We start from the raw sequence: 19,496 nt of genomic DNA on the forward strand, positions 1-19,496 counted from the left end.
GCTTTATGCATACTTAAAATTTGAACCGGTTTATTGTATTACCTATGTTCTGATGGTTATTAATTCAGGGATAGGGTACATTACACCCCATCAATGCGGTAAAAAACTGTAATTTTAAATTTGCACCGGTAATAATATGCACATTAAGTATGCACATCATATAAGTTCGGCAATCCATTCACTTAACCCAAACAGGTAATTTTTTGTATGGATAGAACTTATTCAAAATCATATACCAAGGTTAACGTGGGGGAAGATACCTTTCTGGCTCTTTTTAAACGTATAACCGATAAATTTCCCTCGAAGGTTGCCTTGATTTTCGGGGAAACCGAATACACCTATCAGCATATCGATACAGTAACCGATCAGCTGGCTTTTTTTTTATCGGATACAGGCGTTGAGACCGAAACGCGCATTGCAGTTTCATTAGATCGTTCGGCCGAGATGCTGATCACACTTTTAGCTATTTTGAAGAGCGGGGCGGCATATATTCCGCTCGATCCCGAATACCCGCGTGATAGGATAGAGTACATGCTTTCCGACTCCGAAGCAAAATTCCTGGTCACATCTAAAAAATATACAACGCAGTTCAATACGCAGGCCACACAGCTATTTATTGAAGATATATGGCCCGCGCTAAACACACTGCCATCAGTCGAACCTGATATCTCCGTAACCGGCAGCGACCTGGCTTATATACTTTATACTTCCGGTTCGACCGGGCGGCCCAAAGGCGTACCTATAGAGCACCATAGCCTGGCTAACCTGTTGCTCAGCATGCAAAAAGAGCCCGGGATCAGTAGTAACGACGTATTGCTATCGGTAACTACCATATCGTTCGATATAGCTGCGCTCGAACTATTTTTGCCGTTAATAGCCGGTGCCCGGCTTATCATTACTGATACTAAAACAATAAAAGATTCGAGGCTGCTTTTAAAAACTATCCAAAGCCATGGGGTAAGCATCATGCAGGCTACCCCGAATACCTGGCGCATGCTGCTCGAATCCGGATGGGATGAAAAGCTACCCATCAAAGCATTATGCGGCGGCGAGGCCTTACCGCTACCCTTAGCTAAAAATCTGGCGGCCAAATGCAGCTCTTTGTGGAACATGTACGGCCCCACCGAAACAACTATCTGGTCTACATTAAAACAAATTTCAGAGTCCGACAATATCATAACTGTCGGCAAGCCTATCCGCGAAACTGTTGTCTATATCCTCGACGAAAATAATCAGCATGTTTTAATTGGCGAGCAAGGCGAAATTTGCATCGGAGGTGCCGGTCTTGCACGGGGTTACCTTAACCTGCCCGAACTTACCGCAGAGAAATTTATTACCTATAACACCGGAGCCGAAACTATACGCTTATACAAAACGGGCGACCTGGGCAGGTTTATGCCGGACGGCGATATTCAATGTTTTGGCCGTATTGATCACCAGGTTAAGGTCAGCGGTTTTCGGATAGAGCTGGGTGAAATTGAAAATGTAATTCAGCAAAGCGGACTGGTAAGCGAAACCGTAGTGTTGACCAAAGAAGACGAGGATGGAAACAAGAACCTGGTAGCTTATGCGATACCACAACCGCAAATGGTAAAGCAAAAAGAAAAAGAGCTGTACAAGCAACAGATTGATAACTGGGAAAAAGTATACGACACCGAATACGAACAATCCGAATCGCAGCTACAAACGGCAGAAAAAGGGCAGTTCGATCAAAACGTGTGGACGGATAGCTTTACCATCAAGATTATACCGGTTGCCGAAATGCAGGAATGGCTGGCCGATATTATACAGCTGATACTGAATGAAAAACCCCAAAACGTATTGGAGATAGGCTGCGGTACCGGTTTGATATTTTACCAGCTGGCCCCTCATATCAAAAAATATATTGGTACCGACCTTTCCCGGTCGGGTATCAACGCACTTACACGAGAAATAAACAAAGAGAAGGACAAGTACCCCGAAACCAAACTACTGGTTTGCCCCGGTCACGAAATTAAACTTTCTGCCGATGAAGATATCGATACCATTGTTATCAACTCCGTTATCCAGTACTTTCCGGGTGAGGACTATCTTACCGAAGTTATAACCAAAAGTATTTCCTTACTAAAGGGCAGCGGTAAGCTAATTATAAGCGATGTAAGAGACCTGCGTTTGCTAAGATCGTTTAAAAACTACCTGTCTCTGTCAAAACTACCTGAGGCAATTGATAAAAACGAGTTTTTATACCTGGTAGAGCAGGAGCTTTTAAAAGAAGAAGAACTTTGCGTTGCACCCGATTATTTCTATCATCTAAAGCATCTTTTTCCACATATAACCCACGTTGATATACAATGGAAACAGGGTGGGTATATCAACGAACTGATTGCTTACCGGTATAATGTGGTCGTCTATATCAACGAAGACAAACCGGTAATGGCGCCGCGTTGGGAAATGTGGGAAGCACAAAAAGATTCGGTTAAACATTCGATACAAAGCAAGCAAAGTGTTATAGCCATAAGCGATATGCCTAATCCACGTTTAGCGAAAGAATACCTGCTTGATAAAGGGCTTACCGATACCTCGATAAACAACACGGCCGGTATAAGTAACTATATTTCTTCCGTCGATGCCGGATACGAACAGGCAAATGAGCTGATCCACCTGGCGCAGGCGGAAGGCTATCATTGCAAATTCTTTATCAACAGCGATCCGCTAAAGCTTAACCTCTTGTTACAGGCAGCCCCTGCAGATACTTTTGTTATGCAGCCTGCCTACTATAACATAACAAGCGATGCAGGTTTTACCAATATACCCCTGTTAACAGCCATCAGTACTTTAATACAGCGGGATGTGTACCAGGTAATGCTGGAGCAATTGCCGGCGTATATGATACCTGCAAACCTGACCATATTGAGCCAACTGCCGCTTACCAATAACGGAAAGATCGACAGGCAGTTTCTGATGCAGCGTAATAACAATTTCCGTTCGCAACCGGTAAACTATAAAGCTCCCCGAACGGGTATCGAAAAAACACTGGTAAACATTTGGCAGGAACAGTTAGGCATTGAAAAAATAGGGATTAATGATAACTTTTTCGAATTGGGCGGTAATTCGCTGATCGCCATCCGGATCATGATCATGCTCGAAAAAGCTACCGGGCAGGATATGCCGCTGTCATCGCTCTTTGAATACCCCATTATTGAAGAATTAGCCGCAATTATTGAGAGCACCAAGGTACAGCCAACCGGCTCAAAATGCCTGGTTCGGTTAAAACCCGAAGGGAATAAAACACCACTGTACATTGTGCACGGATGGGGACTAACCGTTTTTATTTTTAAAGATCTCGTTAAGCATCTGCATCCCGATCAGCCGGTTTTTGCCATACAGGGTATTGGTGTTGATGGCTTTGAAGAGCCGCTCACCAGGGTAGAAGATATAGCAGCACGGTACATATCGGAGATACTCGAACAAAACCCGACTGGTCCCTACGCATTTGCCGGCTATTCGCTTGGTGGTGTAATTGCCTGCGAAATAGTAAAGCAACTGCGCATTATGGGTAAAGAGGTAACTATGCTGGCCATGTTCGATGCCTATGCTCATACCAACGATAACCAGGCGATCAACAGTTTATTCAGTTTTAAAAAGATCAATAAATTCTTTTTGCGTATCGGGCATAACCTGTTCCACTTGATTAAGGACCCAAGCAGTTGGGAGGAGAAAATGATCCAGCTCAACCGGAAATTACCCAAATGGTTAAAAAAGAGCCATATAGGAAAGCTTCGTAAGGATAACGACGTTGATTTTTATTCAAATGATCTGAGCAAAGTGTATTTTGCCGCCGCTGTGCAAAATTATAAATTAAGCGCCCAGGAAGATACCATCGAACTATTTAAGGCTACAAAAAATATTTACTATTACATGGACGATCCTGTTTACCTTGGCTGGCAGCGATACGCTAAAACTGTAAACCTGCATAAGGTTAAGGGCTCACATACAACCATGTTCCTGGCTCCCAACTATGAGAAATTTGCCGAAATATTACAGGAGCGCCTCGACATTGCCGATAGTTTAAAACGCAATGGTTAATTTGACCTGAGCAGCACCGAAATGCATTTTTCTAAGCTTGCACGCCAATATGGGATCTCGATACCGAGGTCCTTTTTTATTTTTGATTTATCCATTACCGAAAACGCAGGCCTTATAGCCCTTGTTACATATTCGGATGTGCGTACCGGGTAAACTTTAACATTTATTTTGGCAATATCAAAAATGCCCATGGCAAAATCGTACCAGGATGTTACACCCTCGTTGCTAAAGTGATAGATACCGTAACGTTGTTTATCGTTAGTGATGATGTTCAAAATACAATCAGCCAGGTCGATGGCATAAGTCGGCGTGCCTATCTGGTCGGCAATAATTCGCAGCTCATCCTTCTCATTTCCCAGGCGCATCATGGTCTTAACAAAATTGTTGCCGTACTCCGAGTATAGCCAGCTTGTTCTCAAAATGTAGGCTTCCCTTAAAACGGCTGATATGGCTTGCTCCCCTTCCAGTTTGGTTAATCCGTAAATGTTGACCGGCTCTGCTATATCATCTTCTACAAGCGGATGCGCGGTATTACCTTCAAACACAAAATCTGTAGATACATGGATCATGGTTACACCAAACTGCGCGCAAAGCTTTGCAATGTTTTCGGCGCCGTCGCGGTTAATTTTACGGGCCATATCTACATCATCTTCGGCTTTATCTACAGCAGTGTAAGCTGCACAGTTAATGCAATAACCGGGTTTATGTTGTGCAAACAATTTGGTAAGCAATTCAATATCTAAAATATTGGCTTCTGCTTCGGATGGAAATATAATGCCCGTTATCCCCTTTTGGCCTGCTACATAATTAAGGCATTGGCCCAACTGGCCCGATGCGCCGAAAACTAACACTTTACTCATATTTCAAATATCTTATATTAAATACACTATTTGCTAATGTTTTCTAAAAACACACGCATCACATTATCAATATCCAGGAACTCAAGCGCATATTTTCGCGATTGTTCGCGCTGATGTGCAATATCTTTCTTTGATATTTCAGCTATCATACCGGCTAAAGCTTTGTAATCATCCGGTTTCACAATAAAACCAACGTCGTATTTCTCAACAACCTCATACAACGAGGTTCCGGGTGTGGCCGTAACAACCGATGCACCTCCTACCGATAATATGGTTGTCAGCTTTGATGGCATGACCAGGTCGCCGGCGTTACCTTTCTGTATAACCAGGTGCACATCGGCCATATTTAAAAATTCGTTAAATACATCCCTGTCCTGTAAGGGTAAAAACTTTACATTATTTAGCCCTTTCGCGGCAACTAACTCTTCAAGTTTAGGCTTATACGGACCAGTACCACATATTACAAACTGTATTTGCGCGTCACCTTTTAACAGGTCGGCACAATAAATAATGTTTTCGAGCCCCTGTTTTTCGCCTATACTGCCCGAGTAAAGGCAAACAAACTGCTTTGGTTCAAAACCCCATTTTACTTTAAGCTCGTTCCGGTTCTCAACCGGGAAGAAACTCGAGGTGTCCGTCCAGTTCGGGAAAAATAAAACGTCTCTCTTCGCCTTGGCGGCTATTCTTTTAATCATCCCATCCGAAATGCTGCTCACAAAATCGCTGCCCTGCAATATTTTGCGTTCGGCAGAATAAAGCATGTTAAACAACTTGGGGTTGGATAAGATGTTCAGTTCCTGCGCGGCTTCTATCTGCAGGTCCTGTATGTGGTATATCAACTTTCCGCCTTTTATTTTTTTGTAATACCAGGCCAGGTAACCCAAATGAAACGGCGGAGCAACGGTAATAATATAGTCGTGCTTTTTTTTGAGCGCAATGAGCTTTTGTACTACCCAGAACATGGACGTCCAATACGAAAAATCCTGGATCATTCTTTTTTTACCGGTTGGGTTAGCCGGCACATATGACGGACAGCGATATACGGTTAACCTGCCACCCGAGGCTGCATCTGTAAGCACTTCCTTTTTATACCATCGATTTTTATACGGTGGCTGCACCTTCCAGTAAGGATAATAGGGATATGTTGTTACTACGGTACAATCGTAGCCATGCTTAAGCAGCCAGTCAAACATATCGCCATTATACTTACCTATTCCGGTTGGCTCCGGCGAAAAATTATGGCTGATGAGTAGTATTCGTTTCTTCATTAAAAATGTTAATACAGTATTTTATCGGGGATGTAATAACATGGGCGAACAGTGGTTTTAACTATCGGCAAACTTTCGTTCGCGGATGTATACGGCGGGGTTCCCTGCATAAATACCCGATTCGTCGAGCTGCCTGTTGGCTACCGAATTGACGGTTAGTATCGAGTTGGCCTTACAGGTTATTCCCGGGCAAACTACCGATTTTGCACCTATCCATACACCGTCTTCCAGGTGTATTTTACCAAGCCTGTACGGAAAATCTATCCGGGTGTAATCGTGGTTACCGGTAAGCAGCATAGCGCCCTGCGAAAGGCAGACATTTTGCCCGATAATTACATCTTCCAGGTTATCGATCCAAACCGATTCGCCAATCCAGCAATTGTCGCCAATGCTCAGCCGCCATGGATTTTTTATCCTGATCTTGGTTTTAAAAACCACTCCTTTGCCAACTTTTGCTCCAAACAGGCGCAGCAACCATGCTTTAAACCGGTAGGGCCACGGGAACGAGCTGTGGAAAATATAATAGTTGATAAAAAACCAGATCAATACCTTCCATTTGGGGCCGGCATTATAGTCGCCTGTAGTAAATTTCGACAGATCAGTTTTCATTGACGCGATAGTAATCACCATTTGTGGTGCGTATCGCGAAAATACTGTTATTTTTTTATGGAGAGGTTATATAATTGAAGATATTGCTCCGCCAAACGCGATTCTTCGTACTCCTGTTCGATCTGTTGCCGGCAGCCATTGTTAATACGGGCAATTTTTTCTCTTTCGTTAAAAAGCGCATTAAGCCGGCTGGTTACTATCTCAATTTGCAGAGGCGTTACCCATCCATAGTCTTTTTCAGCTATGTATCTGAACAATCCAACCTGGTCGCTGATCAATACCGGCGTACCTACGGCCAGCGATTCGATCACAACTATGGCAAAATTTTCACTATGCGAGGTGAGCGCCATCAGGTCGACCTGCGACAGGAATTCAAACTTCCCATCTCCGCCTTTCCAGCCTACCCATTCTATCTTATCACTATTGCCGGATTTCCTCGCAATATTCTTTAAAGCTTCGATATAATGTGTCTCGCCGTTACCGGCTATCAGAAGTTTATAATCAAAATTAACCCTGCTCAGAGCCCTGATCAATACATCCAAACCTTTTTTTGGATCGATGCGCGATAAGAAGCCTATGGTAAATACCGGATTATCTGACCGGGGGTATTTTTTTCCCGGAAGTTTAACCAGGTTGGGAATTATTTGCCCATCCCATCCTTCAATAATCCGCCTCGACTCATCCCATTCCATCTCTGTAGATACGTGAAGCCAGCTGTGTTGCAGTAATTTCTTTCCAAGCAGCCTGTGAACCATTTTTTTTGCGAAAACGTTCCTGGTGTTTAAAATATAATCGCTTAACATCCCATGGGGCGAGATGACCGGTTTAATTCCTTTATTCCTGCAGATCAGGGCACTTCCCAATACTAAAAAATTCCACCAGGTATGAATGTGGATAACATCAAAATCGGTAGCGGTTTTATTAAGATATTGCCATAATTTAACCGAAATATAGGTATTATCGCCGGTAAGCTTGCTAAAGTAAAAAACCCTTACCCCGTCTACGATTATTTCCTGGTTTTTGTCCACCTCGAGTTCTGTATTCACATTACTGGCAGTTGTATATACTGTTACATCATGACCAAGTATAACCAGGCGTTCAGCTAACATCGATATAACAACAATTGGCCCGCCGTAGGCGTACGCAGGTTTATAATACGGAACAACGAAGAGTATTTTCATAAATACGATTAATTAGAAAAAAGATATACCGTATATACGAAAACTGTTCCAAAAAAGGAGCTTTAAGTGATAAACACCGGTCATAACTTCCGAATCTAAAAAAATCTAAAAAAATAGTTTAGTTAAAGCTTAGGGCGCTTGTTACAATTCAATAAAGCTAAAATTATTTTTACAATATTGTCATTTTTTTACCTCAAAATTTTCAATTACTTTATATATACGTTCGATATTATCCAGAGCCGTATTTTTCGCAAAACGGGCAGCATTAACTATTCCTGCATCAATGGTCTTTTTTCGCTCTGCTGCAGGCAACGTAACCACATCCTCTAAAACCCGGGCAGCATTGATAGCCCATGCATCTTGCATGTCTTTATTATACGGCATAACCGGGATCAGATATCCGGCCTGCCCGGCAACCTCGGTCATGGGTGCTGCGTCGGTAGTTATCACCGGGCAGCCCGATGCCATAGCTTCAACTATCGGCCATCCGAAACCTTCGGCAATCGACGGAAATAACATTACGGTAGCCCCTGAGTAAGCCACGCCAATTAACCCGTCTTCGATGCCGCTTAGCAGGTGTATATCGTTTTGATATCTGGATGATGAACAGGCATCTAAAATTGGCTGGGCAGCGGGCTGGCCGATTAATACGAGGGGCAATTTTATATTACTCTGATCGCGCCAGGCATCGTATATGTTAATAACGCCGGCGCGGTTTTTATACCATTGATTACCCCCGACGTGTAAAATATATCCGTCATCAAGGTTCAGGCCTGTTTTTTGTTTTAATATTTGCCGGCAGACAGTGTCGTCCCTTACCGTAAACGCCTGATTCAATCCATTATAAACAACTTCCGAAACATCAGGTACGCGCCCCAGAAATTCATGAAGGTCGGCCTGTGTTTTTTTTGAAACCGATATAAAATTTCTTGCTTTACTATAACCCCGGCGGATAAAAGCCTGGTATTTGCGCCCCGTCCACCCGGTTTTGTTTTGCGGAAATTGGCTTAGGGCCGATTTTTGCGCCAGGAAATCATGACAATGCACCACATGTTTTTTACCGGCGACAAGCGGTACCCAAGGCCCTAAAGCATGATCTGTGAATACATAAAGGGTATCGGGACCCGATTTTTTAATCTTTCTTTTAAACTTGGCCGGAAAAATAAGGTACTGATCGATATAACCCATCCATTTTTTCAGTGCTTTAGGTACGGGCAGCTTATAAAATACAGGTTTGGCTGTTAGTATCTCAACCTCGTGCCCTTTGCTTAACATGCCTTTACTTAACATAGAAGCAAAGCGCGGCATGCTTTGTGAGTCCAAAAATTCTGGATGAGTTAACAAAATAATAAACATGCTGTCGGCGGCGTATGATTAATGTAAGGCTTTCGAATTTTGAAGCTGTTGTTTGGTGGCTGTGGTATGAGAGGCTATTGGCTTAATATTATTATTTAATGATGACAGCATTAACCCGCCTATCATGGTACAAAAGCCAAGAGTAGTAGGCTGGCCCCAGCTGCCCTGTGCAACCAATACGAAGCCAAAACTTAACAGCATCCATGGCAGCATGTCGCCCCGCGCCATTTTTAAATAGCTTGCAGCACCTATCTTGATACTTAAACCTAACCTAATGGCAATTACCGAAAGCCCCATTAGCGCCCCCATTTCGCCAACCAACCGCCCCCATTCGGCCTCAGCAATCAGCCATACCTTTCTGTTACCGGATAATAATTGCGAGCCTACTTTTGTACCCATACCTAAACCGTAACCAAAAAATGGCTGTTGTGATGCAGAAGAGAGGCTGTATATCACACCGCCCAGGTAACGGTCGGCAAATGTACCTTGTAAACCACCTTCGGCCGATTCGGCATTCGTAAAACGGGCGCCAAGCACTTTTGTTGCTGTTTGAAACAAGCTTGAACTGCTCAACGCAAATAACAAAATTGATACGAGGGCCGTGCCAACCAAAGCCTTGCCCAGATTTTTGGGTCTGCGCAAAATTGCCAAAAATGCGAAGACAAGCGATAATACAATTTGAAAGGTTAAACTCCGGCTTATTGATAATGGTATAGAAGCTATAACAGCAACGCTGGCCCCTATCAACAGCAACCGGTTTATACTTTTAGGGTTAAACAAAAAATAAACTACATAAGCTCCGGCAAAACTCCAGAATAATGTGTTCCCGGTGGTAAACGAAAAAGTTCCGGGCGGCCTGAAATACCCCAAAGCTCCGGCAAAGCCTGCACCAGTAGCATCGTCGCCCAAACCGCGGTTTACCCAGGCCGATTGCGGGCTATAAAACTGGAGGCCTATCAGCAATGCCATAGGCAGGGAGAGCCACAGCATTATCTTCCCTAATTTAACAACATCATCACGGTTAAATACCTGTCCAATTACAAATACCATCGGAAAGTGTATCAGTAACATGCGCGCCCCGTAAATAGCCACCGGGAAATTACCGTGCCCGACTGTCAAGGCCGTAAACATGCCGAATACGCCTATCAAAATCATCCCGAACAGGTAGATATTGTTTCGGATGATGCCCTTGTTCCATGCCGCCAGGACGACATATAAAGCTATAGGGTCGCGTATAACGAGCAGCGGTGTCGACAAACCCGGTAAAAACCATTTACGCAGCGCACCTTCGAACAACAGCAACCAAAAATACAGCCAGATTGCTTTCCTGATCGGCTTATAACGGTTGACAACAGTTGATGGCTTTTTCTGTACGACGGGCCGCTGAAGCCGAATGGTCTCGTTTGCTATACTTAAGTTCTGATCCATATGCTATCCCTCTCTGGCTCTTTCCGCTAATCTACCATTTATTTAATTTCTGCCGGCCGCTTTTCTGTTAGCGGCTTCTCAAAATACTTAAATAATTGCGAAGACACCAACAAAACCATGGCCAGGCCAATTATTTTTGATAAAAAGTTAACGTAGCCATGTGACCTGTACCTGTTCATGATATAATAAACCTGCCACATGATTGCCAAATGGCTCAGATATATCGAATATGACCATAAGCTCAGGCTTTTCACAATACCCGAAATAAAATTCAGCCCGCCTGCCGGAGCTTTTAAAAGGTTCATGGCCGGCAATGTCAGCGCGAATCCGAGCGGTACTATTAAAAGTACGATGGGGTTTTGAATAAGTGTATCAAAAGGCTTATGCGAAATAAACATGCATACTACCGGCGCCATTGCTAAAATAATACCAGCAGCTGCCGATAAGCGCTTCCAAATCAAAGATGGATCGATAACAGCCAGAATAAATGACACTAAAACACCACATGCTATAGAATCGAGCCTTGAAAAAGTGATGGTCCGCAAGGCATCGCCCTGCCCGTTTGCAATAAAGATATAACGCGCTATCATCGACGCTATAAAAAATAAAGCCAAAGCACAGGCAAATGTAGCTTTACGCGATAGCCCGGCTTTCGAAAATATCCATAACACCAGCGGGAACAAAAAGTAAAACCATTCTTCCACGCACAGGCTCCATGCCACTACATAAAAGCCCCAATAAAAAGTGGTGAGGCTTTGCCCGAACCACAGGTAATCGGTCAATCTGCCAATCGATGGTATGCCCTGGTGATTGATGTAGGCAATCAGCAGCGTGACTCCAAAAAACAGGTAATAATTGGGCAAGGTACGCCACCACCTGCGCGACCAGAAGTTGAATATCCGTTTAAAGTTCCAGCTTTCGCCTTCGGCAAAATTCCGCCAAATGATCTGCCCGATCAGGAAACCGCTCAAGCCAAAGAATAATTCGACCCCCCAAAAGCCAAAAGCTCCAAAAGCCGATTGCCCGAAATGTGAGACAACCACCATGCTTATGGCCAATGCTCTTACCAGGTCCAGTCCAAAACTTCTATAATTTGAATTGCTCATATCAGATCGCCTGTCAACATTCAGGCTATTGTTTGTTTATGATATTTCATACATCGCTCTGCAAACTCTCTTCCGTATATTTCCCAGGTCCGTAATCTCGCCGTTTCCATAGCGCTTTCCCCGGCCTTCTGTATACTTTCAGGTTTTTGCAACAATAGTTCGATAGCATTTTGCAAGGCTGCTGTTGATCCGGCCTCGACCAGCCAGCCGTTATCACCATCCGTAATTAAATCCGGACCGGCCGTACGGTCGGTGGTAATAACCGGCGTACCTTGCGACATCGCCTCGGTGATTACCAAACCAAAGCCCTCAAAAAGCGACGGAAATACCAGCACATCGTGTTCGCGCATTAGTTTTAACACCTCCTGATGCGGTAAGCTGGGTATCCAGGTATGTTTTTTCAGCGCCTCATTCAGGGCAGCACAATCATTTGTGGCTTTGTGTCCAACCACAGTCAATTGTACCCTGGATCCGATATTTTCTACCGCTGCAAACAAATCAGCTATACCCTTACGTTGTGAGAGTCCACCAACAAAAAGCAGCTTCAAAGGGCCGTTGCCTGATATTTGACGATATTCCCGGCTACCGGTAACCGGCGGGAAAGCGTACGGAATAACTTCAATCGGCCCCGTTTTCCCGGGATAGTCTTTCAACGTTCGTGCCGTAAAACTACTGGCTACAAATATCGCATCGGCCAAACGTATTTCCTCATCCTTATTCTGCAGCTTGGCTTCCGAATCTTTAAAATTAGTCAGTGTCGATGCCCAATCGGGCCATCTTTCAAGCTCCATTTGCAGTAAGTGCCTTGCGCTGCGCCAGTAACCTATCGGTAAATCATACAGGCACTGCATCCCGATACGTTTCGCTTCGCGAAACGAGAATAATGCCCCGTCTTCATAAGCGTATACCGCATCCGCTCCCTCTTTTTGTTTTTCTTTTAAAATGCGCGCGATATGTTTATCCAGGTTCTGGTAAACGCCATCTACGCTAAATTTACCTGTTTCGTGACGTATCAGACTTTTTAAACCCGCTTTGGATGCCGCCATCCGGCCGATTTCGTGCATTGGCCATGTTTGAGCGTAGGGTTGCAAAACAGGATTGTATTGTCGCCTTTTAAACTCCGCAAACGGCCCGATACTGCTTAATCTATCAAACACATTACCCGGGAAAGTTGCCACCGTGGTCCCGAAACCGGCAAGCATATCCGCAGCAGCCAACCCTTCGGCAGCGGCCCTGAAAAACGAATTACCGGTGGGGTGCGAGATCAATACTTTCATGCGGCAACTTATCGTTGGGATGTATATTATTTTTTGCGAAGCGAGCTCGCTATCATTTTAACCCGCAGCGGTACAACCTGGCGCAAAAAGCCTTTAACGTTCTTTTTAAACTGCTTTTTACCCTCGTTCTTCATGTAATAGCAAGGTACTTTTTTATATTCAAAATAGCGGTTGGCTATCAGGGTATCGGTATAAAACTTAAACAGCGACCGGATGTCGGGCCTGTTATCGAATGAATAGCGTGTCTGAAAAGTGGCGATCTGCTCCGGCCTTCCGGGGTGATAATGACTGAAGTGAAAGAACACCAGCGGTACGCCGTTAACCATGTAGCCATCGGCAGTCTCGGTCAGCGTGCGTTCGTGCAAGTTCCAGTGCGCCATATTATAGCCCGGATATTTATCGATCAGCACTTTATCGTAGTAGGCAGGCACGAGGTTCATCCACAGCTGATCCACAAAATAGCCGCGCGTCAGGTCGAGGATACACTCGGTACGCAGTTTATCTTCCCACCATTTCAGCATAGCCATGGTATTGGCCGAGCGCCTTACCGCCAGGAAGCCCAGGTTAAATACCCCTGTGCTGAACACATGCTTTTCGGTCAATTGCAGGTTATCTTTTATCGGCGAAGTAAAGTGCGGGGTAAGGACTATATCGTACTGATCCAGTTTGTTTTCCAGGTCGGTAAGCGGTTTGAATACCACGATATCCGGGTCGAAATAAATGATCTTCTCGTAATCCTTGTTAGTCTCAAACAGGTGGGTAAAATAAAAAGGCTTAACGGCGGTGATAAATTCCACTATCGAATATTGATCAACCATACCCTGAAAACCATCGATAGGCACCTGCTCAACCTCGATGATCTCGCATCCCATAAAGGAGAGATCGACGTTGTTTACATTCTTATCAACAAGCCCTAAGATAAATTTCCACGACGGGTTTGATTTCTGGAAAGTATCGCACAAAGTTTTGGCTTGTGCCAGATAATTTATCGAGCAAAGTGTAAAAGCTACATTCATTATTTAAATTCGTTTAAGGCTTTAACAAAAATTTCGGTTGTTTCTTTAATTAATGATTTGGGTGGAACTCGCGGCACAAGTTTGAATTCAAAATCATCGACCACCTGGATAAGCCTTTTATCTATCAGATCCTCTGTTACTTCAAAATCGAACGATAATTTGTTCTGATCACAATAAACCGGTATGCCATGGTCAATATAAGCCATCATCGATGAGCTTTTACCGGTGATAATTGCAGGGGTAGTAACTATACCCAAATCTACAAAATGTGTGAGCCAATACGAAATAAAGTTTTCATCCTGCATTCCAAAGGTTAAAAACTCAAGCCTGGGATATTTTGCAGGCAAACCTTCCCAAAACTCTTTACCATAACCAATTTTGCCGATCGAACTGATCAGTACTTTCTTTCCCGCTACGTTTTCGAGCCTTGAAAGCAGGCTGTCCATATCCCAGCTGTCATGATAAATGCTTCCAAAAATACAGCCCACAATATAATCTCCCCGGTTCTCGCGCATATGCACAGGCACCCGGTCTTCCATATCTTCAATCCGACTGTCGGCACGCGCAATGTTGCTGAACAGTGGCAATATCTCAGCTTTAAAGCCGGCTCTTTCGAGCATTTTTTTATACAGCGGTATACTCGTGTGGATGATCAGTGGCTTTAGCTGTTTTAAAAACAAACGGATAAAAAACTTTTGCACCCGGCCCAGCAATTTCATTTTTAAGCTGGCCTGCCGCTCCTCGGCAACCCAGAGCTCGTGGAACATTACATGTATCTTAAACCCTTTAAACAACTGCTTAAAAATCGGTATCGCTTCGCGTACTATACCATGTTTATTGAGCGCATAACTCACAAACTGTATGCTTACCCAATCAATATTTTGATGAGCATCCATAACGGTTTTAAGCTCGGCTTCTCGTTTTGCAAACGGCCAGCTCGCCGGGAAACGGTACACCGGTATATCGTGCTGTATGGATGTAAATTGCTGTTCGGTTGTGTTCCGGTCGCTAAAACCTACCAGTATGCACTCCATCCCCCTGCCCGCGCATTCAATAGCCAGCCTGGTTGTTTGGTCGCCAACACCGTCCTTACCTTCCGCTAACGAATTACAGATAAAAATAATTTTCATTGGCTTAGCAGTTCTTCAAACAGTTTAACATGTTCTTCAACCCGTATATCCAGCCTGAAGTTTTCCAGTTGTTTTTTTGCTTCTTGTTTTTGATGCTTTTGCAATTCCTCATCGCTCCATAAGGTCCGCATCGCTTCGGCAAGGGCATCGGCGTCGCCATTCATAAATGTCAGGCCGCCCTTGCCAACGCACTCGGCCATCCCGGTATTGCGGGATACGATGATATTCCTCCCGGCCGACATCAGTTCCAATGCCACGCCGCCCATCGGCTCCTCCCACTCCGAAGGTACAACGGCGATTTTGCAGGCATGTATCAGATCGGTCAGCTCCTGCCCGGTTTTACGGCCAGCCATGGTTATATTGTTCTGTAAGCCATTAGCTGCGATCAGATCTTCAATCTTACCCCGCCAGTTACCATCGCCTATCACCAGTAAATTGAGATCGGCATTAAAGGTTCTGACCAGCTTGGCAAAGGCATTCACCAGGGTAAATACGCCTTTCTCGCTCACTAATCTGCCCACAAAAACAAAATCGTATTTGATTTCGATCTCGGCAGACGGCTTCTCAAACTTCTCGATCGGGTACGGGCTGTAGATACGTTGTTTTTTATAAAGCTCCGGCATGCGGTTCAGCACCCAATCGGTACAGGCTACATTGCGGGTAACAAAATTTTTCGCAAAAAACAATTTGGTGAATACCACTATCGCACCTTTAAAAGCTCGTGCAAAGCCATATTTTTTATAATGATAAGCTATCGACGGCCAGGGTTTCATAGGTGCGGCTTCGCCCTCAACCCATCCCAAACCATCAATGCAACTGATCTGGTATCCCTGGTGTATCCAAACAAAAGGTTTACGGTAGATAACCGGCCATGGTTGCAAACCTAAGCCTACCCCGTTATAAACAATGATATCGGCCCACTTTACCAGCTCCTTTTGTGTTTTACGATCGGGATTGCGGTGTATACTGCATTCGAAATTGTCGGGCTCCGCGGCCTGCGATTCAGTTACTACTTTACACTCATGCCCCTGTTTGATCAGCCCTTCAGCCAGCGAGCGCGACTCACTTTCTATCCCGCCTACAGAAGGATAGAAGAGGTATGAGTAAAGCAATATTTTTAACTTACTTTGCATTGGCTGACAGTCGGGTAAAGCTGTTAAATAATTTTTCGAAGAATGTTTTAAAATGACCACGCTGCTTTTCGCTTACTACCGCGAGCACATTTACCAGTAAAATAACACCTATTAAAATGCCGCCCGTTTGCAGGTAGCTCGATTTATCGTACACGGCAACTGCCGATATAAATATCAGTATCGGCGCGTGATACAGGTAAAGCGAAAAGGTAACCGATGACAAATGCTTGACAGCTTTCTCTAAAAAACCGGGCAATCTGAAACCATCGGCCAGGTAGCTTACGCTGAACAGGTTTATAGCCACCAAGGCTCCATATACCCAATCGAATACAAACCGCGATGAAAAATAAAATGGCGGCTTACCAAAAACCAACCTGTCTGCAAACACCGAAAAATCCCAAAAACAAGTCAGAACAACTACCGCGGTCAGGGTAAGTGTAAATATTGTGGCGGCCATTCCTTTACTTAGCGTATATTTACTTGAGGCCCTGTATGCCAGGCAGCCGAATACCCAAACCGGTAAAAGCAGCAATATCTTTATACCGATCAGGAAGCATATTAGAGCGGCAGCGATATATCTCTTAGCTCCTTGCAGGTAGATGTAAACCGCAAAAAGCATATAATACCAAAACTCGTACGAAATTGACCAGAATGGCCCGTTTGACGAGGGTTTAGTACTCAGCTTCCATATCTGGCTCAAAAAAGTCGCATTCAGCAGGTATCGTAATAGCTGGTTCCCAGGCGCTACCTGGCCGGCATAAGCCGCGGCGTTGAAATGCTTACCCAAAGTATCGAGGATGAACGTCAGCAACAAAGCCGGCAGCACCACCGAATAAAGCCGTGATGTCCTGTCGACCAGGTATTTGGTGGCTCCTTTATTCTTCTTATCAACTGTAAAAGCGATCAGGTATCCCGACAGCACAAAGAATACCATTACCAGTTTATGCCCGTATTCTTCCCTGAAATAGAGGTTATTCGAAAAAAATGATAAGTTGGCATGCACCAGCAGCACGCCAAATGCCGCAACAACGCGAAGAAGATCCAGGTATAACGAGGTCGATTTATTCATGTTGTTAGTATAAGATTTCTGTTCATACCTGTCGGTCTCATTTTTTAACCTCTGCCAAAACAAATCCGGCCACCTGGTCCGAAACCTTGTCCCAGGTTAAATTTTTCATATACTGTTTTGCATTGGCTCCAATAGCATTCAGCAAGTCACTGTCGTGGTAACACTTACTGATAAGCCTTGCGAATTCTTTAAAATCACCCGCTTCAAAAAGCAAACCTGTATTACCATTGTCAACCACATCCTTTTGCCCGCAGCAATTGGTAGTTATACAGCATTTGCCTGCTCCCATAGCCTGTAATAAGCTTAAGGGCTGCCCCTCAAAGTAGCTTGGCAACACAAACAGCGATGCCGATGCCAGGTATTTAGCCTCATCTTCGGGCGCAAACCGGCTTATCGATTTTACATTAGCCCGTAATTGTTCGGGCCAGGCGTTCATTACGTCATGCTCCTCGGCGCCGGTTCCAATAAGCAAATAGTTGATATTTAATCCCTGTTCGCATAGCAGTTCGGCTGCCTGCACCAGGGTTCTGATCCCTTTGCGCAGCTGCCAGGTGGCGTTAAACAATATCGTAAACTGATCACTTACCGGCACCGTCACATCACTCACTGCATTGATACCGTTCTTAAACACCATGATATCAGCATCTTTCCGGCCGTAATGCTTTTTTACGTATTCTTTATCGTCGGTATTGCTGAGCAATAATCCTGTCGCATTTCGCAACCCTCTTTCGCCGCCGCGCAGGCGCCATAAAGGGTATAATATCTTCGTTTTCAAACTTATCTTATCCGCCAGGGGCGAAGGCACCGAACCATCAACCTGGGCCTCAAAGTAGCGCCGTTCTATGCCATGGCTTTCAATAAAGCAAGGTATCCCCCGGTTGACAAAATGCCCCGAAGCCGGCTCGTGAACAACAAAAGCCTTTGGTTTTATTTTAAGCTTTTTATAGTACTGGTACGCTTTACGCGGAATTAAAGCCGGGTGTTTTACAGGCCCAATCTCTTTCGGACCAATATGGACAAAAGTATACCCGGCCCGTTCAAAAGCCTGCTGCCAGTGATACTCTATCCTGCCCATCCCGCTTTGCGATGAAACATTCACTTCCGAAACATGTACTATAATGTTGTCTTTCATTATCCTGTTTATTGCTGTTCTGCAGGTATAGTGTATTGCTTAAATAAAAAGTATATGGCAAAATAAAAGTGCAGCCAGATATAAACGAGCCTGCTGCCGAACCCTCTGAATTTATACCGCCGGGAGTCTTTACCGAGCGCCCGTACCGCGTTATAAACCATATGCAAAAAATACCGGGTGCCCAGCTTTTTCGACATTTCCGGATGCTTGTTTAAAAAATACAAAAGCGACCTGAACCGTTTCATGGTGATCTCGTACACCTTTTTCTGCATACGCCAAGGGTGTACCACAAAGGCATTCTTTACAAAAAGCACCTCGATCTGCTTTTTCTTTAACCGGTAATCCAGGTCAACGTCTTCCATAGCAGCGTACGGAAAATCTTCGTCGAAACCCTTCAATTCATTCAAAAACAGATTAGCATCCATCAAAAAATTGCAGGCCCACAAAAACCCGCCGGTTTCGTTCACCGGCGATTCTTCGATAAAACTTTCCTGCGGCCTGTCGACCGTTATGCAACCCTCAAATACTAAAACATCCGGGTTGGCAGCTCTTGCTGCAGCGTATTCTTTCAGGATATGCACATCAGGCAGGCAATCGTCATCAATAAAAAGCAGCCATTTCCCTCTGGCCATTTTAGCGCCGTTATTGCGGTTGGCAGCCGGGCCGCTCTTCGGTCCTTCAACCCATCTTGCCCAGGGGTATTGCTGTTCGATGAGGCTCCTGGCCTGGTTATCTTTACTGTCATCGGTAACGATCAGTTCATACTCAAACCCAGCCGACTGCTTCTCCGGCGAAAGCAGATCGAGGCAATTGACCAGCAGGTCATTCCGGTTACAGGTTGGGACGATGATCGATACCAGCATATT

At 44.6% G+C, this 19,496-nt stretch carries 15 protein-coding genes; 1 reads left to right on the forward strand and 14 read right to left on the reverse strand.

Translation table 11 applies throughout. From position 1 onward, the window contains the following. Nucleotides 1–207: 207 nt before the first annotated feature. The gene (locus tag BEL04_RS09900) at nt 208–4,065 is read left to right on the forward strand and encodes an amino acid adenylation domain-containing protein (protein WP_066002839.1); all 3,858 of its coding nucleotides are present in this window, start codon (nt 208–210) and stop codon (nt 4,063–4,065) included. Here the strand turns inward: BEL04_RS09900 and rfbD are convergent. From rfbD to BEL04_RS09970, 14 genes are all read right to left on the reverse strand, one after another. Further along, entirely contained in the window at nt 4,062–4,925 is an 864-nt protein-coding gene (gene rfbD / locus BEL04_RS09905; RefSeq protein ID WP_066002840.1) for a dTDP-4-dehydrorhamnose reductase, read from the reverse strand. The two genes, BEL04_RS09900 and rfbD, sit on opposite strands and share 4 nt — an antisense overlap. Nucleotides 4,926–4,951: 26 nt before the next feature. Further along, nucleotides 4,952–6,193, reverse strand: a complete 1,242-nt coding sequence (locus tag BEL04_RS09910; RefSeq protein WP_066002843.1) for a WcaI family glycosyltransferase — start codon at nt 6,191–6,193, stop codon at nt 4,952–4,954. 57 nt (nt 6,194–6,250) lie between these two features. Further along, nucleotides 6,251–6,802 (reverse strand): WcaF family extracellular polysaccharide biosynthesis acetyltransferase, encoded by a 552-nt coding sequence (locus tag BEL04_RS09915; protein ID WP_217493609.1) that lies wholly within the window; start codon nt 6,800–6,802, stop codon nt 6,251–6,253. Nucleotides 6,803–6,849: 47 nt separating this feature from the next. After that, entirely contained in the window at nt 6,850–7,983 is a 1,134-nt protein-coding gene (locus tag BEL04_RS09920) for an XrtY-associated glycosyltransferase XYAG1 (RefSeq protein WP_066002845.1), read from the reverse strand. Between the two features lie 180 nt (nt 7,984–8,163). Continuing rightward, the gene (locus tag BEL04_RS09925) at nt 8,164–9,273 is read right to left on the reverse strand and encodes a glycosyltransferase family 1 protein (RefSeq protein ID WP_254659549.1); all 1,110 of its coding nucleotides are present in this window, start codon (nt 9,271–9,273) and stop codon (nt 8,164–8,166) included. Between the two features lie 84 nt (nt 9,274–9,357). Next, complete coding sequence (locus BEL04_RS09930) at nt 9,358–10,767, reverse strand: hypothetical protein (protein ID WP_066002849.1); 1,410 nt, start codon at nt 10,765–10,767, stop codon at nt 9,358–9,360. 38 nt (nt 10,768–10,805) lie between these two features. After that, the gene (locus tag BEL04_RS09935) at nt 10,806–11,873 is read right to left on the reverse strand and encodes an acyltransferase (RefSeq protein WP_083227843.1); all 1,068 of its coding nucleotides are present in this window, start codon (nt 11,871–11,873) and stop codon (nt 10,806–10,808) included. Nucleotides 11,874–11,893: 20 nt separating this feature from the next. Then, on the reverse strand, nt 11,894–13,150 hold the full coding sequence (locus BEL04_RS09940) for a glycosyltransferase family 4 protein (RefSeq protein WP_066002855.1): 1,257 nt from the start codon (nt 13,148–13,150) through the stop codon (nt 11,894–11,896). A 26-nt stretch (nt 13,151–13,176) separates the two neighbouring features. Then, entirely contained in the window at nt 13,177–14,166 is a 990-nt protein-coding gene (locus tag BEL04_RS09945; RefSeq protein WP_066002858.1) for a hypothetical protein, read from the reverse strand. Continuing rightward, nucleotides 14,166–15,296, reverse strand: coding sequence for a hypothetical protein (locus BEL04_RS09950; RefSeq protein ID WP_066002859.1), 1,131 nt, complete (start codon nt 15,294–15,296; stop codon nt 14,166–14,168). The genes BEL04_RS09945 and BEL04_RS09950 overlap by 1 nt, the downstream gene beginning before the upstream one ends. Next, the gene (locus tag BEL04_RS09955) at nt 15,293–16,429 is read right to left on the reverse strand and encodes a glycosyltransferase family 4 protein (RefSeq protein ID WP_066002860.1); all 1,137 of its coding nucleotides are present in this window, start codon (nt 16,427–16,429) and stop codon (nt 15,293–15,295) included. Before BEL04_RS09955 ends, BEL04_RS09950 begins: the two co-directional genes overlap by 4 nt. Then, entirely contained in the window at nt 16,419–17,498 is a 1,080-nt protein-coding gene (locus tag BEL04_RS09960) for an acyltransferase (RefSeq protein ID WP_139112970.1), read from the reverse strand. The genes BEL04_RS09955 and BEL04_RS09960 overlap by 11 nt, the downstream gene beginning before the upstream one ends. A gap of 37 nt (nt 17,499–17,535) precedes the next feature. After that, nucleotides 17,536–18,630: a glycosyltransferase family 4 protein gene (locus tag BEL04_RS09965; RefSeq protein ID WP_066002863.1), complete on the reverse strand. Its 1,095-nt coding sequence runs from the start codon at nt 18,628–18,630 to the stop codon at nt 17,536–17,538. Between the two features lie 8 nt (nt 18,631–18,638). Continuing rightward, on the reverse strand, nt 18,639–19,493 hold the full coding sequence (locus tag BEL04_RS09970; protein WP_139112971.1) for a glycosyltransferase family 2 protein: 855 nt from the start codon (nt 19,491–19,493) through the stop codon (nt 18,639–18,641). Between the last annotated feature and the right edge of the window lie 3 nt (nt 19,494–19,496).

Source organism: Mucilaginibacter sp. PPCGB 2223 (genome assembly GCF_001705515.1).
In the GTDB taxonomy this organism is placed as follows: Bacteria; Bacteroidota; Bacteroidia; order Sphingobacteriales; family Sphingobacteriaceae; genus Mucilaginibacter.